Here is a 24,224-nt window from a genome sequence, read left to right on the forward strand (position 1 = left end):
CACCCCCGGGTGGGGCGTATGACGTCGGACGTCAGCTGCAGCACCAGCAGCCCGACCAGCAGGCACAGCGCGCCTCGTGGACGATCTGCTGCCGGTCGGACTGCGTGCGGCGGCGGTGGTCCGCGAGGATGCGGAGGCTTGCGAGATGGGCGCCCAGGATGACGGTGAGGGCCGCGAGTTCCTCGGGCTCGGCATGGCCCTTGTCGATACGCAGCGGCACCTCGGGGACACCGTCCGGAGTATTCGTGCAGGTCACAAGCCCGACGTTAGGAGCGCGGGCGGGCGCTGTCGCGCGGGCGGGCGGTCCGTGTAGGCCATTCGTGGCACGGGCGCGACGCGAAGCGGGCCGGTGCCGCGCGGTCTTCGTCACGCGCCACCGGCCTCGCCTCGCGCCTCCGCGGTCAGCCGCAGTTGCCGCCCGTGGGCTTGCCCGCGAAGCGGTCGGCGAGCCAGTTGGCGGCCGGGAGCGAGCCCACGATCGCGCCGAGGACATGCTCGCCGAGCGGAATCGAGGTCCACTGGACGGTGGCGCCCTTGCCGCACCAGTCGGCCCGCAGCTGCTTGCCGACGCCGTACGGGATCAGTTCGTCCGCGGTCCCGTGGTAGAGGTACACGGGCGCATCCGGTTTGCGCGTGCCGAGGTCGGACTCGCGCAGCCGCTGCTGCCAGTCCGGCTCGTACAGCGGGTTCTTGACGGTGACGTCGGAGATCTTCTTGAAGAGACCGGCGACCACGTCGATGGCCACGCAGTTCTTCTGCAGGAAGTCGACGTAGTGCCGGCCCTTGTCGTTGAGGTATTTCTCCAGATGGAGTTCGGGGAAGGCCGCGTTCTGGCCCGCGGCGGCCATCAGGATCAGTCCGGCGCCGATGTTGCCGTTGTTGGAGTCGGCGACCTTCAGCAGATCGCCGGGAACGCCGCCGGTCGCGGTGCCCTTGACCTGGAGCTCGGGTGCGTACGAGCGGTGCAGCTCGGCCGCCCAGCTGCTGGCCTGGCCGCCCTGGGAGTAGCCCATGATGCCGACCGGGGAGTCCTTGGTGATGCCGGCCGCGGCCGCTTCGGGCAGCCGCTGCGCGGCGCGGGCGGCGTCCAGGACGGCCTGACCCTCGGCGCGTCCGACGGTGTAGGTGTGGTCGCCGGGCGTGCCGAGGCCTTCGTAGTCGGTGACCGCGACCGCCCAGCCGCGGTGGGTGAGCTGCTGGATGAGATTGGCTTCCATGGTGGTGCCCTTGGGGAAGCCGGCCGAGGGTGCGCAGGAGTCGCCGAGGCCGACCGTTCCGACGGCGTAGGTGATCAGCGGGCGGGGGCCCTTCCTGCCGTCCTTGGGGACGATGACCGTCCCGGAGACGGTGTTGGGGGTGCCCTTGGCGGTGGTGGAGCGATAGGTGATGTGCCAGGCCCGGGTGTTGGTCGGCCGGCCGGGCAGCGGATGGAAGGACGTGGGCGAGGACGTCACGATGTCGCCGGGGGCGGCGTTCGCGGCCGGCGGGCCTGCCGCGGCGCTGCTGCCCGTGAGGCCGAGTGACAGGGTCAGGGCGGCGACGGCGGTGAGTGCGGTGGCGCGTAGGTGCATGCGGCTCTCCCAACTGACTCGGGTGCCAGGGTGGTTGGGGCGACCGTAGTGACTCGCCGGTAAGGAAAGCGCTGACCGGGACGCTCAGCTTTGCTGACCCGTTGTCTCATGACGGCGGGTGGGCGCCGCGCACCCGTCCATGGCCCCGGTCAGCCGGTATGCGCCGGGTGTGGTGCCCGTCCAGCGCCGGAAGGCCCGGTGGAAGGCGGTGTCCTCCGAGAACCCGATACGCGCTGCCAGTTCGGCGATCGGCTCCTGCCCGGCGGCCAGCGAGCTGATCGCCGCGTCCCGGCGCACCGCGTCCTTCAGCCGCTGGTACGAGGTGCCCTCGTCCTGCAGCCGGCGCCGCAGCGTCGCCGGGCTGAGCGCCAGCCGGGCCGCGACCTCACCGGCCTCCGGCAGTCGCACCGGGGACGCGGCCCGCAGCGCCTGGGCGAGGCTGCGCCGGACCTGCTCGGCGATGGTGGTGCCGTAGTCGCGCCGGCTGAGCAGATCGGCCGGCGCCCGGCGCAGCATCGCCGCCAGTGCGGCCTCGTCCCGTACGACGGGCGCGGCGAGCCAGTGCGCGTCCCAGCCGGCCGCGGTGTGCCGGGCGCCGAAGTGCACCGGGCAGCCGAAGAGGACGTCGTACTCGGGGGCATGGGCCGGTGCCGGGTAGGCGAACTGCGCCCAGCGCAGCGGGATGCGCCGCCCGATGAGCCAGCTGGAGAGCCGGTGCCAGATGATCAGCACGCATTCGGCCAGGAAGTTGCCCTGGTCGTAGGGGCGCAGATCGTTGCGTACCGAGAAGACGGCTTCCGGGGTTCCGTTCGTCCCCGCGTCCGTCTCCACCGCCATCTCCGGCCCGCCGGGGAAGAGCCCGTAGAACCGCGCCGCCCGCTCCAGGACCGCGCCGAGGTCGCGGCAGCTGAGGCAGGCGTGGCACATCATCGCGAAGGTGCCACGGCGGCTGGGGACCGGGCCCAGGCCCAGGAATTCGTCGTCGGTGGCCCGGTGCAGCGCCTTGACCAGGCGGGTGAACTGTTCGGGGGTGACCCGGGCCCGGTCGTCGGCGAGCAGCAGCGGCGGGATCCGGGCGCTCTGGAGCAGCGGCACGGTGTCGATGCCGCGCCGTTGCGCACCGCTCAGCGCGGCCCGCACATGGTGCATCGCGATCGTCAGGCGGTTCATGGCCCGCCACGGTAGCCGCCGTGAGCGAAGAGGTCAGCGGGCGTGACGGTTTTCGTCATCCCCGGCGGTCGGCGGGCCTCTCTAGCGTCGGATGCGCCCGTACGGTCCGCGAAGTCCCCTCTCCTGGAGGCGCGATGCAGCACAGGCCCGGCACCCTCGCCGAATTCACCGAGTGGACCGCGCGGCGGTTCCCCGATCTGCCCGCGTTGCGTTTCCGGGAGGGCGCGGGGTGGGGCGAGCGCTCGTACGGTCAACTGCGCGACACCGTACGGGCGGTGGGGCGGGGCCTGATCGGCGGGCTGGGGGTGCGGGCGGGCGAGAGGGTGGCGATTCTCTCGGAGACCCGCCCGGAGTGGACGTATGCGCATTTCGGGGCGCTGGCGGCGGGTGCGGTGGTGGTACCGGTGTACCCGACGGCCGGGGAGGAGGAACTGGCCTGGGTGCTGGGTGACTCCGGGGCCTGCGTGGTGATCTGTGAGGGGCGGGAACAGGCGGGGCGGGTCGAGCGGATCCGCGCCGGGCTGCCCGCCCTGCGCCATGTCGTCCTGCTCTCGGAGACGGACGACGACGTGCTCGCCCTGACTGCGCTGCCCTCCCCCGCGCCGCTGCCGCATCTCCTGGACCGCGCGGCCTCGGTCACCGGCCGGGACCTCGCCGCCATCGTCTACACCTCCGGGACCACCGGCCCGCCCAAGGGCTGCCGTCTCACGCATGCCAACTTCGCCGCCGTGCAGGACAGCACCGACGGCCTCATCGAGGGCGGCCCCGGCGATGTCACCTACCTTTACCTCCCGCTCGCCCATCTCCTGGCCCAGCTCATCGAGTTGAAGGCGCTGCTGCTCGGCGGCACGCTCTGCTACTTCGGCGGGAAGATCGAGAATGTGGTGGCCGAGCTGGCCGAGGTCCGGCCCACTCATCTGCCGTCCGTGCCCCGTCTCTTCGAGAAGGTGCATGCCACGGTCCGTTCGCTGGCCGAGGCGCGGGAGGGCGGCCGGGACCGGTTCGCCGCGGCCGTACGCACCGGGGTCGAGGCCGCCGAGCTGCGGGCGCGCGGCGAGGAGCCGGACGGGGAGCTGCTGGAGCGCTGGCGGGCCGCGGACGAAGCACTGTTCTCGCTGGTCCGGGCCGCGTTCGGCGGCCGGCTGCGGTGGGCGCTGACGGGCGCGGCGCCGATCGCCCCGCAGACCCTGGACTTCCTGCGCGCCTGCGGGATCGCGGTCCATGAGGGGTACGGGATGACGGAGTCGGCGGGCGTCATCTCGCTCAACCATCCGGGGGCGGTGCGGTACGGGACGGTCGGGCGGCCGGTGGCGGGCTGCGAGGTACGGATCGCGCAGGACGGCGAGGTGCTGGCCCGCGGCACCAATGTCTTCCCCGGCTACCACGCGAATCCGGCGGCCGATGCCCAGGCGCTGGACGGGGACGGCTGGCTGCACACCGGCGACCTGGGATCCCTGGACGCCGACGGTTTTCTCTCCATCACGGGCCGCAAGAAGGAGCTGATCATCACCTCCAGCGGCAAGAACCTCACCCCGTCGACGGTCGAGTTCGCCCTCCAGCAGTCGCGCTATGTCTCCCGCGCCGTGATGATCGGCGACCGTCGCCCGTACCCGGTGGCGCTGATCACCCTGGATCCGCAGGAGATCGTCAACTGGGCGGAGCGTACGGGGACTTCACTCGGCGAGGCCGCGGCTCCGGCCCGTCACCCGGCGGTGCGCGCCCTCGTGCAGGAGGCCGTCGAGGCCGCCAATGCGCAGGCGGCCCGGCCGGCCCGGATCCGCGCCTTCGCGCTCCTGGAGGAGGATTTCTCGGTGGAGACCGGGGAGCTCACACCGACGTTGAAGGTCCGGCGGGCGGCCGTGGCCGAGCGCTACGCGGCCCGGATCGAGGCGCTGTACGCCGGGGGCGCCGGGGTATCCGCGCCTCGATCTCCTCAGTGATGCCGCGGCTCGGTGATGCTGCAGCTCAGTGATGCCGCAGCTCAGTGATGCCACGGCTCGGTGATGCCGCGCCCGCCTTGCGGTCTCTTCCTGCCTCAGCAGATCCGCGGCAGCTGTTCCCCCACGGGCAGATCGACGACCCTGGTGCCGCCGAGCGAGGTGCGGGCCACCACCATGCCGGGGTGTGCCTCGACGGCCTCCCCGATCACGACGGCGCCGGTGCCCAGCGGGTGGGCGCGCATCGCGTCGAGGACGGCGTCGGCATGCTCGCGCGGAACGAACGCCACCAGCTTGCCCTCGTTGGCGACGTACATCGGGTCGAGGCCGAGGATGGCGCAGGCGTTGGCGACGGGGGCCGGGATCGGGAGGGCGCGTTCCCGGAGGGCGACGCCGGCGCCGGAGGCCGTCGCGATCTCGTTGAGGGCCGCGGCAAGTCCCCCGCGGGTGGGGTCGCGCAGGACGTGCAGGTCCGGGGTGACCGCGAGCATCGCCTCGACCAGGCCGCCGAGGGCCGCGCAGTCGCTCTCGATCTCGACGCCGAATTCCAGGCCCTCGCGGACGCTCATGATCGCCACGCCGTGGACGCCGATATCGCCGCTGACGATCACCACATCGCCGGGTACCACCCGCTGCGGGCGCAGGTCGACGCCCGCCGGGATCAGCCCGATGCCGGCGGTGTTGAGGTAGATGCCGTCGCCGTGGCCCGCCTCGACGACCTTGGTGTCGCCGGTGGCCACCTCGACGCGGGCGGTGCGTGCGGCCGCGCCCATCGCCTCGGCGACGCGCGCCACCACCGGCATCTCGATGCCCTCCTCCAGGATGAACCCGCAGGAGAGATAGGCGGCCCGTGCCCCGCTCATGGCGAGGTCGTTGACGGTGCCGTTGACGGCGAGGTCGCCGATACTGCCGCCGGGGAAGAACAGCGGGCGCACGACGTAGGAGTCGGTGGAGAAGGCGAGGCGGACGCCGCCGAGGGTGACGGCCGCGGAGTCGCCGAGCTGGGCGAGGATGTCGCCGCCGAAGGCGGGCGCGAAGATCTGCTGGACGAGTTCGGCGGAGAGCGCGCCGCCTCCGCCGTGTCCCATGACGATGCGGGGCTGGTCCCGCAGCGGCGCGGGGCAGGTCCAGCCGGAGATGTCCAGGGCGGGCAGGGTGGTGTCAGGCAACGGGGCTCGCCTCCAGCGAGGTGGGTGTGACGCCGAGTCGGCGGTAGAGGTAGTAGGCGGCGCAGGCTCCCTCGCTGGAGACCATGGTGGCGCCGAGCGGGGTGCGGGGGGTGCAGGTGGTGCCGAATGCCTCGCACTCATGCGGTTTGATCAGGCCTTGCAGGACCTCGCCGCTGCGGCAGGCGGCGGGCTCGCGGGTGGTGATGTTCTGCACCGAGAAGCGGTGTTCGGCGTCGAAGTCGCGGTAGCGGGCGGACAGCCGCCAGCCGCTGGCGGGGATGGTGCCGATGCCGCGCCAGGCGCGGTCGGTGACCTCGAAGACGTCCGCGAGCATGGCCTGGGCGGCCGGGTTGCCCTCGGTGCGTACGGCGCGCGGGTAGGCGTTGTCGACGGTGTGCTCGCCGCGCTCCAGCTGGCGGACGGTGCGGCGGATGCCCTCCAGGATGTCCAGCGGCTCGAAGCCAGTCACCACGATCGGGACCTGGAAGCGCTCGGCCAGGGCCGGGTACTCCCCCATGCCCATCACGCTGCACACATGTCCGGCGGCGAGGAATGCCTGGACCCGGCAGCTGGGCGACGTCATGATCGCCTCGATCGCGGGCGGGACCCGTACGTGCGAGACCAGCAGGCTGAAGTTGGGGATGTGGTACTTACGGGCCTGATACACCGTCATGGCGTTGGGCGGGGCGGTGGTTTCGAAGCCGATGCCGAAGAACACCACCTCGCGGTCCGGATTCTGCTGGGCGATCTTCAGGGCGTCGAGCGGCGAGTAGACGACCCGTACGTCGCCGCCCTCGCTGCGTACCCGGAACAGGTCGCGGTCGCTGCCCGGGACGCGCAGCATGTCCCCGAAGGAGCAGAAGATGACCTCGGGGCGGGCCGCGATCTCCAGCGCCTTGTCGATGACCTCAAGCGGCGTCACACAGACCGGACAGCCGGGACCGTGAATCAACTCGACCTTGTCCGGCAGGAGTTGGTCGATTCCGTGGCGGATGATGGTGTGGGTCTGGCCGCCGCAGACCTCCATCAGGGCCCAGGGCCGGGTCACCGTGGCGTGGATGTCGTCGAGCAGCCGCCGGGCCAGCCCGGGGTCCTGGAATTCGTCCATGTACTTCACCGCTGCGCCTCCCGCGCTCCGTCACTCATGGCGGGCCCCGGCAGCGCGCCCGCCTCGCCGGCCGCCGCCTCCCAGGGGTCGCCGAACTCCTCCTGCAGCAGCCCGAGTTCCTCGAACAGGGCGAGCGTCTTGCGGGCCGACTCCTCGTCCAGGCGCTGCAGCGCGAAGCCCACATGGACGATCGCGTACTCGCCGACCGCGAGGTCCGGTACGTACTCCAGACACACCTCCTTGATGACGCCGCCGAAGTCGACGGTGGCCATCCGGGTGCCGTCCCGTTCCTCGATGTCCACAACCTTGCCGGGTACCGCCAGGCACATGGGTGTTCTCCTCGTCGTGGGGTCTTCTCCGCGGCCCGCCGGTCACGGGGTGGCCGCGGTACGGGCTGGGGTACGCGCCGCCACGACGAGCTGGCCTAGCGCCAGTCCCCCGTCGTTGGGCGGGACGCGGCGGTGGCGCAGGACGGTGAGGCCGTCCTGCCGCAGCAGGCGGGCGGTGGTGCCGGCCAGCAGGGTGTTGGCGAAGACGCCGCCGGTCAGGGCGACGGTCTCCAGGCCCGTGCGCTCGTGGGCCAGGGCGCACCAGCGGCGGACGAGTTGGGCGACCGCGGTGTGGAAGCGGGCCGCGATCAGGGCGGGCGCGGTGCCCGCGCGGAGGTCCTCGACGATGGCGGCGAGCACGGGGGCGGGCTCGGCGGTCACCGGTGCGGCGGGCGCGGCGGAGTCGAGCCCGAAGGTGTAGCCGGGGCCGTGGTCGGCTCCGGCGGCCAGCGCCGCGGCCTCGAGCTCGATGGCGGCCTGGGCCTCGTATCCGGCGTGGTGGCACACCCCGGCCAGCGAGGAGACCGCGTCGAAGAGGCGGCCCATGCTGGAGGTGGGGACGCAGTTGAGGTCGCGTACGAGCTGCCTCTCCAGCAGCCGCCGTTCGTCCGGCGGGCAGGCCGCCACCGGGGGCAGGTCCGCGGCCCAGCCGATGCCCGCGGCGCGCAGCTGCGCGAGCGCCATCCGGTACGGGCGGCGGACGGTGGCGTCGCCGCCGGGCAGCGGGACGTAGCACAGCTGCCCGAAGCGCCGGTATCCGTCGTAGTCGGCGAGCAGGATCTCGCCGCCCCAGACCGCCGCGTCATCGCCGTATCCGGTGCCGTCGAAGGCCACACCGATCACCGGCCGGCCGCCGTCGAGGCCGTGTTCGGCCATGGCGGCCGCGATGTGGGCGTGGTGATGCTGGACCTGGACCAGTGGCCGGCCGTCGTGGTGGCGCTGCGCCCACCGGGTGGAGCGGTAGCCGGGGTGCCGGTCGGCGGCGAGGAGTTGGGGACGTACCCCGGTGACCGTCTCGAGGTGTTCCTCGGCCTTTTCGAACGCGTGCTGCGTCGCCAGGTCGTCCATGTCGCCGATGTGCGCGGACAGCCAGGCCCGCCGCCCCTCGCCCAGGCACAGCACGTTCTTGAGGTCGCCGCCCACCGCGAGCGCGGGCCGCACCGGGACGGGGAGGGTGACCGGAAACGGCGCATAGCCCCGCGAGCGCCGTACGAACAGCGGCTCCCCGTCGCAGATCCTGACCACCGAGTCGTCGCACGGGACGTGGATCGGCCGGTCGTGGGTGAGCCAGGCGTCCGCCAGGTGCGCGAGCCGCCGTACGGCCTCGCCGTCATCGGTCACGATCGGCTCGCCCGCGACATTGCCGCTGGTCATGACGAGGAGCCGGGGTCCCGGAGGATCGCCCGGCAGGCCGAACAGCAGGTGGTGGACGGGGGTGTACGGGAGCATCACGCCCAGGTCCGGGCTGCCCGGGGCCACGGCGCCGGACAGCGGTACGGCAGGGTGCGGGGGGCGGCGGCGCAGCAGGACGATGGGCCGCACCGGGCCGGTGAGCAGCGCCCGTTCCCCGTCCGATACGTGCACCAGGGGTGTGATGTCGGCGAGTTGGCCGGCCATCAGGGCGAACGGTTTGTCGCCGCGGGCCTTACGGCGGCGCAGCAGGGCGACCGCGTCGTCGTTGGCGGCGTCGCAGACGAGGTGATAGCCGCCGAGGCCCTTGACGGCCACGATCGCGCCGTCGGCGAGCAGGCGGCGGGCCCCGGCGAGCGGGTCACCGGCGGGGGCCGGGCCCGTGGTGAGCAGGCGCAGCCGCGGTCCGCAGTCAGGGCAGGCGATGGGCTGGGCGTGGAACCGCCGGTCGGTCGGGTCGGCGTACTCACGCGCGCACCGGGGGCACATCGGGAAACGGGCCATCGTCGTCTTCGCCCGGTCGTACGGCAGCGCGGTGACGATGGTGAAGCGCGGGCCGCAGTGCGTGCAGGTGAGGAAGGGGTGCCGGTGACGGCGGTCGGCCGGGTCGCGCAGCTCGGCCAGGCAGGCGTCGCAGGTGGCGGCGTCCGGGGAGACCAGGGTGCGGGCGGGGCCGTCGGCGCGGGAGGGGAGGATGGCGAAGCCGGTGCCGCCGGTGGCCGCGATGTCCTCGCCGTCGACGGCCTCGACCACGGCCAGCGGTGGTGCGTCGCCGCCGAGCCGTACGCCGAAGCGGGCGACCGCGGCGAGCGGTCCCTCGACCTCGGCCACGACACCGTTGCCGGTGTTGGTCACATGGCCGGTCAGGCCCAGCTCGGTGGCGAGGGTGTGCACGAACGGCCGGAACCCCACGCCCTGGACGACTCCGCGCACGGTGACCCTGCGGCGTACGGCGGCCGTTGCGGGGCCGGCCGAGAGGCGATGGGTCGTCATGAACCGCTCTGGGCCATGGAGTCGGTGTCGGCGGGACGGGGATCGATGGAGTGGGCGTCGACCACGGAGGCGCGCTCATGATGGTGGTGGTGGCCCTGCTGCCGGGCCATCACCGGGACATGGACCGGTGCGCCGTCGCGGGCGGCCAGCGCCCGGTCGAGCAGGGCGCCGTCGCCCTCGCCGCGGCGCGCCGAGGTGAACACGATCTCCACGCCGGGGTTGATCCGTTCGACGTTGGCGCGGAACTCGCGCTCGTCGAAGTCGACGGCACCGGCGATATCGGCCTTGGTCACCACGACGAGATGCGCCAGCCCGAAGGCGGTGGGGTACTTGAGCGGTTTGTCCTCGCCCTCGGTCACCGATGCCAGCACGACCCGCAGGGTCTCCCCCAGGTCGTAGGAGGCAGGGCAGACCAGGTTCCCGACGTTCTCGACGAACAGCAGCCGGGTCTCGGGCGGCAGCCAGCCGTCGAGATGCCCGCCCAGCATCCCGGCCTCCAGGTGGCACAGCCCGTCCGTGAGCACCTGCTTGACGGGCACGCCGGACCTGGCCAGCCGGACCGCGTCGTTCTCGGTGGCCAGGTCGGCGGTGAGCGCCGCCACCGGCACGCCGCGCCGCCGGGCGAGGGTGAGTTCGCGCTCCAGCAGGGCGGTCTTGCCGCTGCCGGGGCTGGAGAGAAGGTTGACGACCGCGGTGCCCCGGGCCGCCAGGTCCTCGCGCAGCGTGCGGGCGCAGGCGTCGTTCTTGGCGAGGACGGCCTGTTGCAGGTCGACGACACGGCACATGGTGTTCAGCGCTCCTCGGGGATCGGTACGTGACCCGGTGCGGGAACCGGGGTGTCGTGCCAGCTCACGCTGACGATCTGCAGTTCGCGGCCGGACAGCAGCTCGGCACTCGCCCCGCCGCACGTCGGGCAGCTCAGAGAGGGCGGCATGCCCACCGGCCAGGTGTCCGCACAAGGGCCGCAGCGGGCGCGGGCCGGCACCGGCTCGGTGACGAGCTCGGCGCCCGCCAGCACCGTTCCCGTACAGGCGAGTTCGAAGGAGAAGGCGAGGGCGTCCGGGACCACTCCGGCCAGTTCGCCGACCTGGAGCCGGACGCTGCTGACCGCCGTGGCGCCGGCCGGCCGGGGCGCGCTGACGACCTGGTCCACGACCGCCAGCGCGATGGACATCTCGTGCATCGGTCTCTCTCTGGTACGGGGACGACCGGGTGCCGCTCGGCTCATTAGACGGCGCGGCCACAGGGTGGCCGGGGTGCCTCGCCGGGGCGGCGGGACGGGGTCCGCCGTTCGGTGCAGCGCCGTCCTCTCACATGGCCCGGATACGGAGATAGCGCTTGATATCGGGCAGCAGGGATCTGACGGCGGCGGCGAGGGCGACGGCGACCGCCCCGCCGAGGACGAGCTTCAGCATGGCGTGGTGTTCCTCTCACTGGTGGGTTTCCCGGCGTCGGCCGTGGCCGGCTGCGTCCCGCCGACCAGCCGCAGGATCAGCCGTACGGCCTCCTCGACCGCGGCGGTGACCGGCTCGCTCAGTCCGATGCCTTCCTCGACATCGGCGGGTTCGCAGCCGACGACCAGCACGCGTTCCGGGCGGCTGCCGCCGGTGCCCGCGCTGAGCGTGTCGAGCAGCGCGAGCACGGTGTCCGGGGTCATGTGGTGGCCGTCGAGCGGGGTGCTCTGCGGGGCGGCGGGGGCGGGTGCGGTGGCGTCGAGGAGATAGACGGTGCCGGGTTTGCCGCCGCGCGCGGAGGCGTCCACCAAAAGCACCGTGTGGTAGCCGTCCAGCATCTGGTAGGCCAGGTGCACCCCGCGTACCCCGGCGTCGATGACCTCGACATGGTCCGGGAGCCGGTGCTCACCGAGCCTGCGGACGGCCTCGACGCCGAAGCCGTCGTCGCCGAGGAAGATGTTGCCGACACCGGCGATCAGCGTCTTGGGGGTGCCGGGACGGGCGTGGGCGCTCACACGTCCTCCAGGGGAGTTACTTCGTCGGGCTGGAAATACAGGAACCGGCCCTGCTCGCGCCGGATGTCGGCGCCCGGGTCGCCGTCGACGGTCACCGCGAGGTGCACCCCGCCGTCCACGTCGTGCAGGACCGCCTCGATCTGCGCGCTGCGGCCGTGCAGAAACAGGTCCTGGGCGTCGGTACGGCGCTTCCCGGGGCGCAGCAGCACCCGGCTCCCGGCGCCGATCGACCGCCCGTCGACCGTGATCCGATCGCGTACCGGGTCGACGCTGCGGTCGCTCTCGGGATCCCACCAGGGGGTCCCGGGGCTCAGGCCGGGCACATCGGGTGCGAGGTCGTCGGGGGCGGACGGTCCCGGCCCGGTGACCTCGCGCAGCGCCCGTACGGCGCCGTGCAGCCGTTCCAGGACCTCGGGGGGCATCGAGTCGGCGAGGTCGATGACGTCCGCGGCCCGGGAATCGGTGCCGCGGGCCTCGCGCTTCTCCTGATCGGTCAGGGCGGCGGTGCGCAGGGCCAGGATCTCGTCGATCTCCAGGGCGTCGTAGAGCGCTCCGGGGCTTTCGGGGGCGATCGCCGGGTGGTCCTCCAGGATGATCGGGGAGGACAGGAGCACATCGGCGCGGCCGGCCTCGCCCGCGAGTACGGGCCAGGTGTGCTGGTTGCGGCAGGCCGCGACGGCGCCCTTGGCCCATTCGGGCGGGTCGGTCATGGACAGGAACGAGCCGGAGTCGAGCCCGAGCAGGAGATGGGCGGCGACCAGCGCGCGGGGCAGCGCCGCCGCCCGGTCGGCGGCGGGGCCGTCGGGGGTCCAGGTGCTGGTGTTCTCGACGGTGGCGGTCAGCCGCAACGCCGTGTAGGGGCCGTCGAGTTCGTTGGCGGTCACCCGCAGTTGCCCCTGGATCTCCTCTCGTTGGCGCACCAGCCGCCCGACGAGCCGGCCGTCCGCGTCATACACCGGCTCGGTCTCCTCTTGGGCGGGCCGGGAGAAAGGGAAGGTCAGGCCCGCGCCGTGGAGTTCGGCCACGTCGACGACGGTGGTGACGCGCTCCTCGACGCCCTCGTCCCAGGGGACCAGCACCCGGTCCGGCAGGTCGAGTTCCTCGACGGTCTCGAACTCGCCGTCGGGGCACAGGCGTTGGACCGTACGTCGCTGGGCGTGCAGAAACCGCAGCTCGGCCGAGAGCCGGGCGCCGGACCGCGGCTCCATCAGGCATTCGGTGCGCTGGAAGGAGTGTTCCTCGCTCTCGGCACCCCAGTGGGGCGGCATGAGCACGCCGAACTGCCAGCGCAGTCGGTTCTTGGCGGCGGAGGCGCGGTACGGATAGAGCACATAGCCCTCGAACAGCACCGCGTCCGCCACCTGACGGGCGGCGGCGAACCGGGCCGCCGTCTCGTCGGGCAGGACGCTGGTCGTCACGGCGCGGTCCTCTCGGTGACGGGCCGGGCGGCGGCGAAGGGGCGGGACGGCGCGGGGCGCGGCTCCTGTGCCGTTGCCTCGACGGGGGAGGGTCCGGCGGCTCGGGCGCCGTCCAGCAGCGCCTCGACGGTCGCCTCCCAGGAGGGCAGGGCGCGCCGGGAACGGAAGGCGAGCAGCGCGTCGAGGGTGTCGCGCGACAGCCGGAGCCAGCCGCAGCCCGGGAAGTGCTGTTCGGTCATCTCCTGCCAGACCTCGACGGGCATCCGGAACGGTGATTCCTTGTCCCAGGGCACCGGTGCCACGCTGAAGCCGCCGGGGCCGGAGAACACCGTCCCGGAGAACAGCAGGAGCAGCGGGACTTCGCCGTCGCGCAGCGCGTGGAAGTAGCGGGCGGCGGCGACGTCCATGTCGTAGGTGCAGGGGACGGGGAGGTCCACCTCGGTGGCGCCGCTGAAGCCGGGGACGACGAGGGAGACCTGGGCGAACTGCAGGGGGTTGAGGGTGCTGCCCCAGCGGGAGCGCTCGCCGAAGAGGTCGGCCAGCGCCTCTGCCTCGTCGGACGCATAGCCGCGGCGGGCCGGTTCGATACGGATCTGGCAGCGCAGGGCGATGGCGTGCACCCGGGCGGGGCCGGCGGCGGTGATGCGCAGCCGGAAGACGAGGGTGGGGCCGGCGGCGTACGGATCGGCGCGGACGCCGGTGCAGACGAAGGAGACGTCGGTCACGGCAGGTCGGCCCCCTTCGGCGCGCGGGCGCGGCCCGCGACCCGGGTGAAGAAGTCGGCGAGGGCGGCGCGTGCCTCGGAGCCGCCGTCGAAGCCCGTCCAGAGCAGCCGCATCCGGCCGACGAGTTCGTAGCAGATGTCGACGGGCACCAGATAGCAGTCGATCGTTCCTTCCGACCGGCGCAGCAGCAGGGCTTCCACGTCGGGTTCGAGGAGACCGGCCAGGGTGGTGGCGCCGAGGACGGACTGCCAGGCGGTGGGGTCGAGTTCGCTCTCGGTGGCTCCGGCCGGGCTGGGGTAGAGCGCAACCAGCCGGTCCAGGTCGGTGTTTCGAAGGAAGAAGGCGACGCCGACGGGGATGTGGAGGAGGTCCCAGGCCGCGTCGTCGAGGGTGTGGCCCGGGTCGCTGAGATAGCGCTTCGGGACGGTACGGAACTGTCCGGCGCCGGCGCCGGACCGTTCGAAGAGCAGCGCACAGGGGGTGCAGGCACATGCCAGCGCGCGGCGCCTGGTGTCGACCAGGTGACGGTGGTCGGGGTCGGCGAGCAGCTCGCCGCACAGCTCGCAGCGTTCGGGGGTGGGCGGTTGCGGCGCGCGGAATCTGCGCAGGCCCCGGGGGGCGGTGGGTGCTCCGGGGCGCGCGGGCGCGGTGGGCCGGGCGCTCACGAGGCCGTGGCGGCGGTCGGCGGGCGGCGGGAGATCTGCAGCAGCGCCGGCTCCGGCCCGGACCCGGCCGCCTCCAGGCGCACCGAGGTCACCTCGGGTGCGAAGCAGGACAGGGCGTTCTCGATGGCCTGCTGGGCCGTCTGCGCCGTGCTCGGGCAGCCGCAGCCACCCGACTCTCCGGACTGCAGGCGCAGCACACCGCTCTCCGCGTCGAAGCCGGACATCTCGACGGGATGCTGCGCCCGGACGCTGTCCAGCGCCCGGCCGATCCGGGTGGTGACGTTCTCGGGATGCAGATCGTGCAGCACCAGCAGGGCGACCACCAACTCATCGCCGAGCAGGACCCGTTGCTGGTCGTCGTCGAGGAGCCGCAGCATCCGGGCGATCCCCGCGCCGTAGAAGTCCATCAGCGTGCGGACGAGTTCCTCGGCGGCGGTGCCGGCCTCGGCGTTGCCGCTGCCGGCGAGCCGGTCCAGGATCTCCTCGATGCGGCGGCCGGTCGCCTCGGCGTCCGGCGCGGCGTCCGGCACGGTGTCCGGGGCGCTCATCCGGCCAGTCCGCTCAGGCCGGTGGGCACATGCATCTTCTGTACGGACTTGCCGCCGCCGACGTACATATGGACACCGCAGGGCAGACAGGGGTCGAAGCTGCGCACCGCGCGCATGATGTCGATGCCCTTGAAGTTCTCCGGGGAGTTCTCCTCGAAGATCGGGGTGTTCTGGACGGCGTCCTCGTAGGGGCCGGGGGTGCCGTAGGAGTCGCGGGTGCTGGCGTTCCAGGGGGTCGGCGGATACGGGTGATAGTTGGCGATCTTCCCGTCCCGGATGACCATGTGGTGCGAGAGGACGCCGCGTACCGCCTCGGTGAATCCGACGCCGATGGACTCGTCGGGGACCTCGAACTTCTCCCAGGTCTGGGTGCGCCCCGCTCGGACCTCTTCCAGGCCCTGCTCGGCGAAGTGCAGCGCCATGGCGGCCGAGTACGCCTGGAAGTAGGTGCGGGCGCGGTTACGCTCCAGCGCGTTGCTCCACTTGGGGATCTTCCATTCGAAGCGGGTCTCGGGCTTGGTCATGCTGCGCGGCAGGTCGATGACCACGCTCTGGCCGGTGGCCTTGACGTAGGGGGTGTCGACGAGCCCGGACAGGGCGGTGGACCACAGGCGGGCGATCGGGCCGCCGCCGGTGTCCAGCGCCAGATGCTCCTTGCCGTCGAACCAGCGCGGGGACATCACCCAGCTGTACTTGTCCGCGAAGTCCCGCTTCTGGGGGGCGGGGATGGTGTGCTGGTTCCACGGGTGGCGCGGATCGACGGGGTTGCCGAGCGGGTCATGGGTGACGAACTGCTCCTGGCCTTCCCAGTCCTGGTAGTAGGAGCTGCCGAGCAGGATCCGGATGCCGAGGTTGATCTGGGTGAGGTCGTTGGTGACCAGCTTGCCGTCGACGATGATGCCCGGGGTGACGAACATCTTCCGTCCCCAGTCCGTCATATTGCGGTAGGTGAAGTCGCAGTGTTCGGGGTCGTTCAGGGCGCCCCAGCAGCCGAGCAGCACCCGTCGCCGGCCGACCTCTTCGTAGCCGGGCAGCGCCTCGTAGAAGAAGTCGAAGAGGTCGTCGTGGAGCGGGACGACGCGCTTCATGAACTCTACGTAGCGCATCAGGCGGGAGAGGTAGTCGGTGAACAGCTGGACGCTGGCGATGGTGCCGACGCCGCCCGGGTAGAGCGTGGAGGGGTGCACATGGCGGCCCTCCATGAGACAGAACATCTCCCGGGTGTAGCGGCTGACCTGGAGCGCCTCGCGGTAGAACTCTCCCTCGATGGGGTTGAGGGAGCTCATGATGTCGGCGATGGTGCGATAGCCGTGGTCGCCCGCGTGCGGGGCTTCGGTGCGCTGGGCGAGCTCCCAGACCCCCGGATTGGTCTCGCGGACCATTTTCTCGCAGTAGTCGACCCCGACCAGGTTCTCCTGGAAGATGTTGTGGTCGAACATGTACTCGGCGGACTCGCCGAGGTTGATGATCCACTCCCCCAGGTGCGGCGGCTTCACCCCGTAGGCCATGTTCTGCGCGTACACCGAGCAGGTGGCGTGGTTGTCGCCGCAGATGCCGCAGATCCGGCTGGTGATGAAGTGCGCGTCACGCGGGTCCTTGCCGCGCATGAAGACGCTGTAGCCGCGGAAGACGGACGAGGTGCTGTAGCACTCCGCCACTCGCTTCTGCTTGAAGTCGATCTTGGTGTGAATGCCGAGGCTGCCCACGATCCGGGTGATCGGATCCCAGGACATCTCCGTCAGACCGCTGCCGTCACCGGCCGCCTTTGTCTTCGGTGCCATCGTGTGTGCCGTGCCCTTCTGTTACGCGCGAGGGGGAGGGGGATCTGACGGAACTGCGGTCCGGCGGGGTGGCCGGAGGCCGGCCCCTGACCGGGCGATCCGGGGGGGGGAGGGACCGCGCGATCAGGGACCGGGGAATCAGGGACCGGGCAATCGGAGACCGGGCAATCGGTGACCGGGGGTCAGGGTTCGGAGGCCGGGGATCAGGCGTGGACGGCTGCGGTGGGTACGGTCACCAAGGGGACCGGTAACCGGTGGTCAGCTTGTCGCCGCGGTGGCGCCACTTGGGCTCGTGGTCCACGGTCCTGGCGGTGATGCCGCGCAGCCGGCGGACGACACTGCCGTAGGCGGCGCTGGCGGTGCTGGAGACCTTGCCGCCGGGCGGCTCGTCCATGAACGGCATGAATTTGTCGGGGAAGCCGGGCATGGTGCAGGCGATGCAGATGCCGCCGACATTCGGGCAGCCACCGACGCCGTTCAACCATCCCCGCTTGGGCACGTTGCATTTGACCACGGGGCCCCAGCATCCGAGCTTCACCAGACACTTGGGCGAGTCGTAGGTGGTGGCGAACTGGCCCTGCTCGTAGTACCCGGCCCGGTCGCAGCCCTCGTGCACGGTGGCGCCGAACAGCCAGGACGGGCGCAGCTGGTCGTCGAGGGGGATCATCGGGGCCGCACCCGTCGCCTGGTACAGCAGATAGGTCAGCGTCTCCGAGAAGTTGTCGGGCTGGATGGGGCAGCCGGGCACGCACACGATCGGGATGCCGGCCTTGGACGTCCAGTCCCAGCCCAGGTAGTCGGGCACGCCCATCGCGCCGGTCGGATTGCCGGCCATGGCGTGGATGCCGCCGTAGGTGGCGCAGGTGCCGATCGCGACGACCGCCAGCGCCTTGGGCGCGAGCCGGTCGATCCACTCACTGGTGGTGATCGGCTGCCCGGTCTCGGGGTCGTCGCCGAAGCCGCACCAGTACCCCTCCGGCTTGATCGACTCGTTGGGGATGGACCCCTCGACGACCAGCACGAACGGGTCGATCTCGCCGCGTTCTCCCTTGAAGAACCACTCGATGAAGTTGTCCGCGCCCTGCACCGGACCGCATTCGAAGTCGATCAGCGGCCAGTGCACCTGGATCTTGGGCAGGCCGGGCAGCACGCTGAGCGCGATCTCCTCGATGCTCGGCTGGGTCGCGGCGGTCAGCGATACCGAGTCGCCGTCGCAGCTCAGGCCCGCGTTGATCCACAACACATGAATCGGGGCCTCGTCCTCGCCGGACGGGCTCCCGTTCGCTTGCGTACGGTCGGCAACGGTCGACGGTCCTGCATCCATCGGGATGCCTCCTTGCAGGGGTATGCAACAAAAGCGCGTATGACGGCTTCCATCCCCTTGGTAACACCGATCACCACCCCTGGAGCGGTCACGCGGTCCGTTCCAGTGACGGGGGCGTGGCGCGCCGCTCCGGGCCCCGCTCAGAGGGGGCGAGCGGCGGCCGCCCGGCGGCGTACGCGGTAGGCGTCACCCGCATGACCCGCCGGTACTCCGCGATCATGGGCAACCGGTCGTCGCACCCGGCCTGCCGGTCTCAGGACTACCCCGCGCTCCGGCGAGGCCCGTACACGCACCCTGCTCATCCGCACCCTGCTCAGCCGCGCCATCCGCAGCGGCCCCACCGCGGCCCCGCAATCCCCCCGCATCGCTACCCGCCCGGCGGCACGCCGCGGCGACCGGCGCGTCCGGGCTGGTGGCAAGGCCGTGATGACCGGCGTCCTGGCGCATGCCCTCGGGCGCCCGGCCCGTACCGTGCGGGTCTGGGCGCGAGGGGCACCGGGAGGCGTTCTACGGGGGCATGCCCCCGTGCTCGTCGTCAGCCCTCGGATCCGGTCTGCACCGTGGACACATCGAAGCGTCCGCCGCACACCCGCAGCCCACCGCTGTTGGTGGTCATCGAGTCCTTGGAGCCGGGCGGGTAGACGTAGACCAGCTGCGACTTGTTCCAGCACGGGGTGTCGGAGATGCCGTCGTTGACCGTGTGCAGCACGGCGTGTGCGCTCTGCCCCGGCTGCAGCCGGACGGAGCCGCCCGCGGTGCCCGAGCGGGTGGCGGGCTTGCCGACGGTCGAGCCGTCGCGCAGGATCAGCGAGACCCCGGGGAAGCCGTTCAGCGAACAGGCCGTCTTGCTCTTGTTGGTGAACACCAGGGGGATGTGGATGTTGCCCGCCCCGATGTCGGTGCGGCCCAGGCGCAGCGACATGTTGTTCGCGGAGCAGCGGTCCGAGGCCGTCATGACCGAGGTGTGGGACTCGCTCGCGCTCGGGGCGTTGCCTTCCGGCTTGCCGCCGGGGGACTTCTGCCCGGCGCCGGACGACGGCCCGGCGGCTTCGTTGGAGTGGCCCTGGCCACCGGACGGCTTCGGGTTGTTGCCCTTCGGCTGCGAACCGTGACCGCTGTCGGTGCTGGGGGCCGCGGCGGGCGCGGAGGCCGACGAGGAGTGGGATGCGGCGTCCGTCCCGTTCTGGCAGGCGGTGAGCGCGAGCGCCGCGACGGCGATCAGTGATCCGGCGGCGACTCGACGGCCGCGGCCGAGGGTTGTGGTGGTGAAGGACATCAGTCTCCCCCTCGTCTGGTGGTTGCGTACCCTCGCGGGTGGGGTGCGCACGGTCGGTCCGTTGTACTTCCAGCGTGACCCCGGGCACTGCCGGTCCGCTAACGACGCGCTAACGCACCGCTAACGAGCCGGAGCGCCGGGTGCGCCGCTCAGGCTCGCAGAAATTTCCCCGCACCGCGCTACCGCAGAGCGCGCCGTCACCGGCCGCATGCGCCGTCACCCGCCGGTGAGCGCCCGATGACCACCCGGACGCCGGACGCCGGTCTCCCCCTGAGGGCATGCGGTCGCCCACAGATGGCCACAGACGGCACGGGCGGGCACGGGCGGCTCGCGCGCTACTCCCCCTGTGCCTGGTACGCGCCGATGTTCGGCGGGTCGGGGACCGGGTTGCCGTAGAAGTCGCGGTCGCCCGAGTCCGGGACGCGTACGCCCGCACCGAGGGCCGGGGAGCCGGCGCGGAGTCGGACGTCGTCGGGCGCGAGGAACCGCGGGTCGGTGCGCACCGCCGCGGTGTCACCGTCCGGGACGGCGGAGATGCGGGCGTAGAGGTTGTGGTCGTAGGTGTTGTGCGCGTCGCTGATCGGGGAATTCGCCGCGGCGCCCGCGAAGATGTTGTTGCGGAAGGTGACGCCGCCGGGGCCGTTGCTGCTGACCATCGCGGTGCCCGGGGCATTGGTGGCGAGGGTGTTGTTGTGGACGAGGGTGTGCGTCGCCCCCGCGCAGACGACCGAGACGACGCCATAGGGCGCGGAGGTGTTCCGGTCGTTGAGGCTGACGTTGTAACGCACCGTATTGCGGTCGGAGGTCATCCCCTCGCCGTTGCAGATCAGCAGGAAACCGCCCTCGTTGTCGTGGCTGTAGTTGTACTGGTAGACGTTGCCGTTGTTCCCGCCGTCGATGTCGTACGCCATCGAGTCCCGGGTGCCATGGCCGCCGCTGACCTCGTTGAACTGGTAGACGACCCGGTCGGAATTCCACGCCCAGACCCCGGCGTTGTAGCCCGCCGAGCGCATGTTGAAGCCCTCGACCAGATTGTGTTCGACGCGCGCGCCGATCGCGTTCTGTACGACAATCCCGTCACCGCCGACGTCGCGCACCGTGTTGTCGTGCAGGAACAGGCCCGTGATCGGCGCGAAGGAGGTGCCGGGCCCTTGCGGGTGTTCAGGGCGTCGGCCCCAGGTGGACGAGGTGCCGATACCGGTGCGATCGGTGTGCTTCACCGTTGAGTGACGGACCGTCACATCGGCGAAGCGGGTCGGCTCGGCCGCGCCCTGTACGGCAAAGAGGATGCCGCCGGACGGGTCCGGGTCCTTGAAGTCGGCACCGTTGACGTCGTGTACGTCCACGCCGTCGACCAGATAGTGGCGGCCGGTGCCGAAGTCGTGGAGCCGTACGAGTACCCCGGCGCGGCGGTCGGTAGTGGTGGCGGGGCCGGTGTTGGACACGTCGAGGTCACGCAGCTCCCAGTACTGCACGTTGTCCAGCAGGATCGCGGCCCGCGCCCCCGCGCCCTCGATATGGGGCTTTTCGCCGCTGCCGTAGGCACCCGCGGCGAGCGGCGCGCCGGCGGCACCCGAACCGGTGGGCGCGAAGGTGCCGGTGCAGGTGGTGCCACGCTGGAAGAGGATGCGGTCTCCGGGCCGCAAGCGCGCCGCACTCGCCTTCTGGAGCGTGCGCCAGGCGGTCCGGGCGCTCGTACCGGCGGCGATGTCGGAACCGGCGGCGCAGTCCACGTAATAGGTGGATCCCGTGGTGCGCGCCGGCACGGCTGTCGCTTGCGGGGTGGCCAGGGCGGCGACGGCCGAGGTGGTGGCCAGCGCCGTGACGGCCGCCCTGCGCAGCCGGCCTGCGGGGAATCGGAGCATCGTCTCTCCCGGTTCGGTGCGTCGGCAGGAGCCTGGGGCCGACGAGGTCGGCCACATCGTCAAGCCCCCGCCCTTCGCCGGCAAGACGTGGCCGCCGGGACGTACGGGAAAGTCCAAGCCCTCGCCCGCGAAAGTGCAACTCCCGGAACTCGTCGGCGAGTTGATCGGCCCGGAACGGGCGCCGGGGGCGCCGCGGACGCCCCGGCGCCCGTACGGCCGGAGCGTCCCCCATCGGCTGCCCCGCTGCTGTCGGCCGACGTCGGCCGACCTCAGCGGCCCGCTTCTGCGGCTCCTCGCGCCCGGTTGACGGCCGACAGCACGGCCCGCACCGAGGCCGTCAGGACGGAGGTGTCCTGGCCCGCACCCCAGTACATGGCGCCGCCGATCCGGCACTGGACGTAGGCGACGGCGGCGCTGTCCGGTCCGGAGGCGGTGGCGTGCTCGGCGTAGCTGACGATCTCGACGGGGTATCCGGCGGCGGCGAGCGCATCGCTGAACGCGGCGAGCGGCCCGTTCCCGGTGCCTTCGTAGCGACGCGAGCCGCCGTCCGTACCGAGTGCGCAGGTGACCCGGTGCTCCCCCGGGGCCGGCTCGGCCGCGCTCCAGGAGCCGAGCGTCAGCGGACCGTGCGTACCCGGGACGAGATAGGTGCTGCGGAACAGCTCCCACAGGTCCTTCGGCGTGGCCTCCTGGCCGCTGTCGTCCGTGGCGCTCTGCACCGTACGGGAGAAGTCGGGCCGCATCTCGCGCGGCAGGTCCAGGCCGTGGTGCACCTGCAGCAGATGCGCGATACCGCCCTTCCCCGACTGGCTGTTGACCCTGATGACGGCCTCGTAACTGCACCCGAGATCGGCGGGGTCGACCGGCAGATACGGCACCGCCCACGGGGCCTCGGACTCCGGGACGCCCAGCTCGGCGGCGCGCTTGGCGTGGTGGGCCAGCCCCTTGCTGATGGCGTCCTGGTGGGTGCCGGAGAAGGCGGTGTGCACCAGCTCACCGGCGTAGGGGTGGCGGGGGTGGACGGGGATACGGATGCAGTCCTCGACCGTGCGGCGGACGGTGTCGATGTCCGAGAAGTCGACCATCGGGTCGACGCCCTGGGTGTGCAGATTGAGCGCGAGCGTGACCAGATCGACGTTGCCGGTGCGCTCGCCGTTCCCGAACAGGCAGCCCTCCACGCGCTGCGCCCCGGCCAGGACCGCGAGTTCCGCACAGGCCACCCCGGTGCCCCGGTCGTTGTGCGGGTGCACGGAGAGGATGACCCCGTCGCGCCGCTGAAGGTGGCGGTGCATGTACTCGATCTGGTCGGCGTACACATTGGGCGTGGCGATCTCGACGGTGGCCGGCAGATTGAGGGTCACCGGGCGGTCGGGCGAGGCATCCCAGAGTTCCGTCAGCCCGTTGCAGATCTCCAGGACGAGGTCGGGCTCGGTGAGGTTGAAGACCTCGGGCGAGAACTGGAACCGGATGTCGGACTGCGGGCGGGCGGCGGCCAGTTGGGCCATGTACGTGGCGGCGTCGCGGACCAGGGCGTGCACGTCGTCGCGGCTGCGGCCGAGGACGACCTCGCGCCAGGTGGGTGCGGTGGCCGTATAGAGGTGCACCACGGTGCGCGGCAGCCCCTCGATGGCGGCGAAGGTCCGCTCGATCAGCTCGCGGCGGGCGGGGGTGAAGACGACGACGGTGACGTCGTCGGGCACGGCGCCGCTCTCGGCCAGATGCCGCACGAAGCCGAAGTCCGTCCGGCTGGCGGACGGATAGGCGACCTCGATCTCCTTGAACCCCATCGCGACCAGCAGGTCGAACATCCGGCGCTTACGGGGGATGTCCATCGGTTCGACCAGTGCCTGGTTGCCGTCGCGCAGATCGACCGGCACCCACAGCGGGGCCTGCTCGATCCGGGCGGCGGGCCAGGCGCGTGGGGTCAGCGGTACGTCGACGCGCTCGTGGGCGGGCCGGTAGCGGTGGGAAGGCATCGCGCTGCCGCGCTGCGGATTCCAGGCGGGTGCGGCGGCGGGGACGGGGCCGGCGGGTGTACGGAGCGAGGGGAAGGCGGTGGCGGAGCGGGGGGAAGTGGTGCTGGTCATCGCTGTCCTTCTGAGGAGCCGGAGGAGACCGGCAGCGCCGAACCCCGCGGCGGGGTGCCGGTCGCGTCAGGCCCCGCCGCGGCGGCCGAGAAGGAGACCACGCAGCTTCATGCCGGGTACACTAACCATGAAACAACTCCTCAGACAACCTGAGAGGTGGCAGGTACCCCCGGATGTCTCTCGAAGCCCTTCGCCCCAGCCCCCTGGTCGAACAGGCCGCCCAGCGGCTGCGCGACCAGATCACCGGCGGGCACTGGCCGGTGGGCACCAAGCTCCCCGGCGAAACAACCCTGGCCAAAACCCTCGGCGTCGGCCGCTCCACGGTCCGCGAGGCCGTACGGGCCCTGGCGGGCGCGGGGTTGGTGCAGCCACGGCAGGGCTCCGGCGTCTTCGTGATCGCCACCGAGCCCACCGAGGACTGGCCGGCCCGCCTGCGCCGCGCGGCCGTCGCCGATGTCTACGAGGTGCGCATGATGGTCGAGGTCCAGGCCGCCCGGCTGGCCGCCGACCGGCGCACGGACGCCGATATCGCGGCCATGCGCGCCGCCCTCGAGAAGCGGCGCACCGCCTGGTCCGGAAGCGACAACGCGGCCTTCGTGGACGCGGATATCGCCCTGCACGCGACCGTGGTCGACGCCGCGCACAACCCCGTACTGACCGACCTGTTCGCAGAGTTCGTGCCCGTCCTGCGCCAGGGCCTGATCGAGCTCGTGGACCTGCTGGGCCTGCGTGACCCGGACCCGCCGCACGGCGACGCCCGGCACGCGGCCCTGGCGGAAGCCGTGATCAGCGGTGACGGGGAGGCCGCCGGCCGCATCCTGCAGTCCGAACTCGAGGCTACGTTGCGGGAGTTGATGGCGCGCTGAACCGCGCCCGAGC

Annotated in this window: 22 protein-coding genes; 2 read left to right on the forward strand and 20 right to left on the reverse strand. The window is 72.0% G+C overall.

The features are described from left to right. Positions 1-31 precede the first annotated feature (31 nt). From ACZ4S3_RS36965 to ACZ4S3_RS36975, 3 genes are all read right to left on the reverse strand, one after another. Positions 32-256, reverse strand: coding sequence for an acyl-CoA carboxylase subunit epsilon (locus tag ACZ4S3_RS36965; RefSeq protein WP_467942798.1), 225 nt, complete (start codon positions 254-256; stop codon positions 32-34). Positions 257-401: 145 nt separating this feature from the next. After that, the gene (locus tag ACZ4S3_RS36970; protein WP_467942800.1) at positions 402-1,571 is read right to left on the reverse strand and encodes a lipase family protein; all 1,170 of its coding nucleotides are present in this window, start codon (positions 1,569-1,571) and stop codon (positions 402-404) included. An 84-nt stretch (positions 1,572-1,655) separates the two neighbouring features. Further along, positions 1,656-2,741 carry an AraC family transcriptional regulator gene (locus ACZ4S3_RS36975; RefSeq protein ID WP_467942802.1) on the reverse strand — a complete coding sequence of 362 codons (1,086 nt, stop codon included), beginning with the start codon at positions 2,739-2,741 and terminating at the stop codon, positions 1,656-1,658. A 134-nt stretch (positions 2,742-2,875) separates the two neighbouring features. Here ACZ4S3_RS36975 and ACZ4S3_RS36980 point away from each other — a divergent pair, with 134 nt between their 5' ends. Next, complete coding sequence (locus ACZ4S3_RS36980; protein WP_467942804.1) at positions 2,876-4,681, forward strand: AMP-dependent synthetase/ligase; 1,806 nt, start codon at positions 2,876-2,878, stop codon at positions 4,679-4,681. A 95-nt stretch (positions 4,682-4,776) separates the two neighbouring features. Here the strand turns inward: ACZ4S3_RS36980 and hypE are convergent, their stop codons facing one another. The 17 genes from hypE to leuA form a co-directional block, all read right to left on the reverse strand. Continuing rightward, positions 4,777-5,847, reverse strand: a complete 1,071-nt coding sequence (gene hypE, locus ACZ4S3_RS36985; RefSeq protein WP_467942806.1) for a hydrogenase expression/formation protein HypE — start codon at positions 5,845-5,847, stop codon at positions 4,777-4,779. Beyond that, entirely contained in the window at positions 5,840-6,964 is a 1,125-nt protein-coding gene (gene hypD / locus ACZ4S3_RS36990; RefSeq protein ID WP_467942807.1) for a hydrogenase formation protein HypD, read from the reverse strand. Before hypD ends, hypE begins: the two co-directional genes overlap by 8 nt. Next, positions 6,961-7,284, reverse strand: a complete 324-nt coding sequence (locus tag ACZ4S3_RS36995; RefSeq protein WP_467942809.1) for a HypC/HybG/HupF family hydrogenase formation chaperone — start codon at positions 7,282-7,284, stop codon at positions 6,961-6,963. Before ACZ4S3_RS36995 ends, hypD begins: the two co-directional genes overlap by 4 nt. A gap of 42 nt (positions 7,285-7,326) precedes the next feature. Continuing rightward, positions 7,327-9,687 (reverse strand): carbamoyltransferase HypF, encoded by a 2,361-nt coding sequence (gene hypF / locus ACZ4S3_RS37000; protein WP_467942811.1) that lies wholly within the window; start codon positions 9,685-9,687, stop codon positions 7,327-7,329. Continuing rightward, positions 9,684-10,472, reverse strand: coding sequence for a hydrogenase nickel incorporation protein HypB (gene hypB / locus ACZ4S3_RS37005; protein ID WP_467942812.1), 789 nt, complete (start codon positions 10,470-10,472; stop codon positions 9,684-9,686). The genes hypF and hypB overlap by 4 nt, the downstream gene beginning before the upstream one ends. Before the next feature lie 5 nt (positions 10,473-10,477). Next, positions 10,478-10,870, reverse strand: a complete 393-nt coding sequence (locus ACZ4S3_RS37010) for a hydrogenase maturation nickel metallochaperone HypA/HybF (RefSeq protein ID WP_467942814.1) — start codon at positions 10,868-10,870, stop codon at positions 10,478-10,480. Between the two features lie 127 nt (positions 10,871-10,997). Beyond that, positions 10,998-11,102, reverse strand: coding sequence for a DUF6893 family small protein (locus tag ACZ4S3_RS37015; protein WP_467942816.1), 105 nt, complete (start codon positions 11,100-11,102; stop codon positions 10,998-11,000). Beyond that, positions 11,096-11,656 (reverse strand): hydrogenase maturation protease, encoded by a 561-nt coding sequence (locus ACZ4S3_RS37020; RefSeq protein WP_467942818.1) that lies wholly within the window; start codon positions 11,654-11,656, stop codon positions 11,096-11,098. The genes ACZ4S3_RS37015 and ACZ4S3_RS37020 overlap by 7 nt, the downstream gene beginning before the upstream one ends. After that, on the reverse strand, positions 11,653-13,074 hold the full coding sequence (locus ACZ4S3_RS37025) for a hypothetical protein (protein WP_467942820.1): 1,422 nt from the start codon (positions 13,072-13,074) through the stop codon (positions 11,653-11,655). Before ACZ4S3_RS37025 ends, ACZ4S3_RS37020 begins: the two co-directional genes overlap by 4 nt. Next, positions 13,071-13,799, reverse strand: a complete 729-nt coding sequence (locus ACZ4S3_RS37030) for a DUF6084 family protein (RefSeq protein ID WP_467942822.1) — start codon at positions 13,797-13,799, stop codon at positions 13,071-13,073. Before ACZ4S3_RS37030 ends, ACZ4S3_RS37025 begins: the two co-directional genes overlap by 4 nt. Beyond that, positions 13,796-14,464, reverse strand: a complete 669-nt coding sequence (locus ACZ4S3_RS37035; protein ID WP_467942824.1) for a DUF5947 family protein — start codon at positions 14,462-14,464, stop codon at positions 13,796-13,798. The genes ACZ4S3_RS37030 and ACZ4S3_RS37035 overlap by 4 nt, the downstream gene beginning before the upstream one ends. Then, the gene (locus tag ACZ4S3_RS37040) at positions 14,461-15,012 is read right to left on the reverse strand and encodes a hypothetical protein (RefSeq protein WP_467942825.1); all 552 of its coding nucleotides are present in this window, start codon (positions 15,010-15,012) and stop codon (positions 14,461-14,463) included. Before ACZ4S3_RS37040 ends, ACZ4S3_RS37035 begins: the two co-directional genes overlap by 4 nt. Beyond that, the gene (locus tag ACZ4S3_RS37045; protein WP_467942827.1) at positions 15,009-16,793 is read right to left on the reverse strand and encodes a nickel-dependent hydrogenase large subunit; all 1,785 of its coding nucleotides are present in this window, start codon (positions 16,791-16,793) and stop codon (positions 15,009-15,011) included. The genes ACZ4S3_RS37040 and ACZ4S3_RS37045 overlap by 4 nt, the downstream gene beginning before the upstream one ends. A 232-nt stretch (positions 16,794-17,025) precedes the next feature. Next, positions 17,026-18,117, reverse strand: a complete 1,092-nt coding sequence (locus ACZ4S3_RS37050; protein WP_467942829.1) for an NADH-quinone oxidoreductase subunit B family protein — start codon at positions 18,115-18,117, stop codon at positions 17,026-17,028. A gap of 535 nt (positions 18,118-18,652) precedes the next feature. Next, positions 18,653-19,393, reverse strand: coding sequence for a DUF4232 domain-containing protein (locus ACZ4S3_RS37055; RefSeq protein WP_467942831.1), 741 nt, complete (start codon positions 19,391-19,393; stop codon positions 18,653-18,655). Between the two features lie 335 nt (positions 19,394-19,728). Next, positions 19,729-21,258 carry a right-handed parallel beta-helix repeat-containing protein gene (locus ACZ4S3_RS37060; protein WP_467942833.1) on the reverse strand — a complete coding sequence of 510 codons (1,530 nt, stop codon included), beginning with the start codon at positions 21,256-21,258 and terminating at the stop codon, positions 19,729-19,731. A gap of 269 nt (positions 21,259-21,527) precedes the next feature. Further along, the gene (gene leuA, locus ACZ4S3_RS37065; RefSeq protein WP_467942834.1) at positions 21,528-23,345 is read right to left on the reverse strand and encodes a 2-isopropylmalate synthase; all 1,818 of its coding nucleotides are present in this window, start codon (positions 23,343-23,345) and stop codon (positions 21,528-21,530) included. Between the two features lie 173 nt (positions 23,346-23,518). On the opposite strand from leuA, the gene ACZ4S3_RS37070 reads away from it, so the two are divergent. Then, positions 23,519-24,211, forward strand: a complete 693-nt coding sequence (locus ACZ4S3_RS37070; RefSeq protein ID WP_467942836.1) for a FadR/GntR family transcriptional regulator — start codon at positions 23,519-23,521, stop codon at positions 24,209-24,211. Positions 24,212-24,224 lie beyond the last annotated feature (13 nt).

It is taken from the genome of Streptomyces sp. NPDC028368, assembly GCF_055565615.1.

What these genes read in the sequence shown, in the direction of transcription:
- ACZ4S3_RS36970 (WP_467942800.1), bottom strand. Translation starts at nt 1,571, where the DNA reads ATGCACCTACGCGCCACCGCACTCACCGCCGTCGCCGCCCTGACCCTG.
- ACZ4S3_RS36975 (WP_467942802.1), bottom strand. Translation starts at nt 2,741, where the DNA reads ATGAACCGCCTGACGATCGCGATGCACCATGTGCGGGCCGCGCTGAGC.
- ACZ4S3_RS36980 (WP_467942804.1), top strand. Translation starts at nt 2,876, where the DNA reads ATGCAGCACAGGCCCGGCACCCTCGCCGAATTCACCGAGTGGACCGCG.
- ACZ4S3_RS36995 (WP_467942809.1), bottom strand. Translation starts at nt 7,284, where the DNA reads ATGTGCCTGGCGGTACCCGGCAAGGTTGTGGACATCGAGGAACGGGAC.
- hypF (WP_467942811.1), bottom strand. Translation starts at nt 9,687, where the DNA reads ATGACGACCCATCGCCTCTCGGCCGGCCCCGCAACGGCCGCCGTACGC.
- hypB (WP_467942812.1), bottom strand. Translation starts at nt 10,472, where the DNA reads ATGTGCCGTGTCGTCGACCTGCAACAGGCCGTCCTCGCCAAGAACGAC.
- ACZ4S3_RS37010 (WP_467942814.1), bottom strand. Translation starts at nt 10,870, where the DNA reads ATGCACGAGATGTCCATCGCGCTGGCGGTCGTGGACCAGGTCGTCAGC.
- ACZ4S3_RS37015 (WP_467942816.1), bottom strand. Translation starts at nt 11,102, where the DNA reads ATGCTGAAGCTCGTCCTCGGCGGGGCGGTCGCCGTCGCCCTCGCCGCC.
- ACZ4S3_RS37040 (WP_467942825.1), bottom strand. Translation starts at nt 15,012, where the DNA reads ATGAGCGCCCCGGACACCGTGCCGGACGCCGCGCCGGACGCCGAGGCG.
- ACZ4S3_RS37045 (WP_467942827.1), bottom strand. Translation starts at nt 16,793, where the DNA reads ATGGCACCGAAGACAAAGGCGGCCGGTGACGGCAGCGGTCTGACGGAG.
- ACZ4S3_RS37050 (WP_467942829.1), bottom strand. Translation starts at nt 18,117, where the DNA reads ATGGATGCAGGACCGTCGACCGTTGCCGACCGTACGCAAGCGAACGGG.
- ACZ4S3_RS37055 (WP_467942831.1), bottom strand. Translation starts at nt 19,393, where the DNA reads ATGTCCTTCACCACCACAACCCTCGGCCGCGGCCGTCGAGTCGCCGCC.
- ACZ4S3_RS37060 (WP_467942833.1), bottom strand. Translation starts at nt 21,258, where the DNA reads ATGCTCCGATTCCCCGCAGGCCGGCTGCGCAGGGCGGCCGTCACGGCG.
- leuA (WP_467942834.1), bottom strand. Translation starts at nt 23,345, where the DNA reads ATGACCAGCACCACTTCCCCCCGCTCCGCCACCGCCTTCCCCTCGCTC.
- ACZ4S3_RS37070 (WP_467942836.1), top strand. Translation starts at nt 23,519, where the DNA reads ATGTCTCTCGAAGCCCTTCGCCCCAGCCCCCTGGTCGAACAGGCCGCC.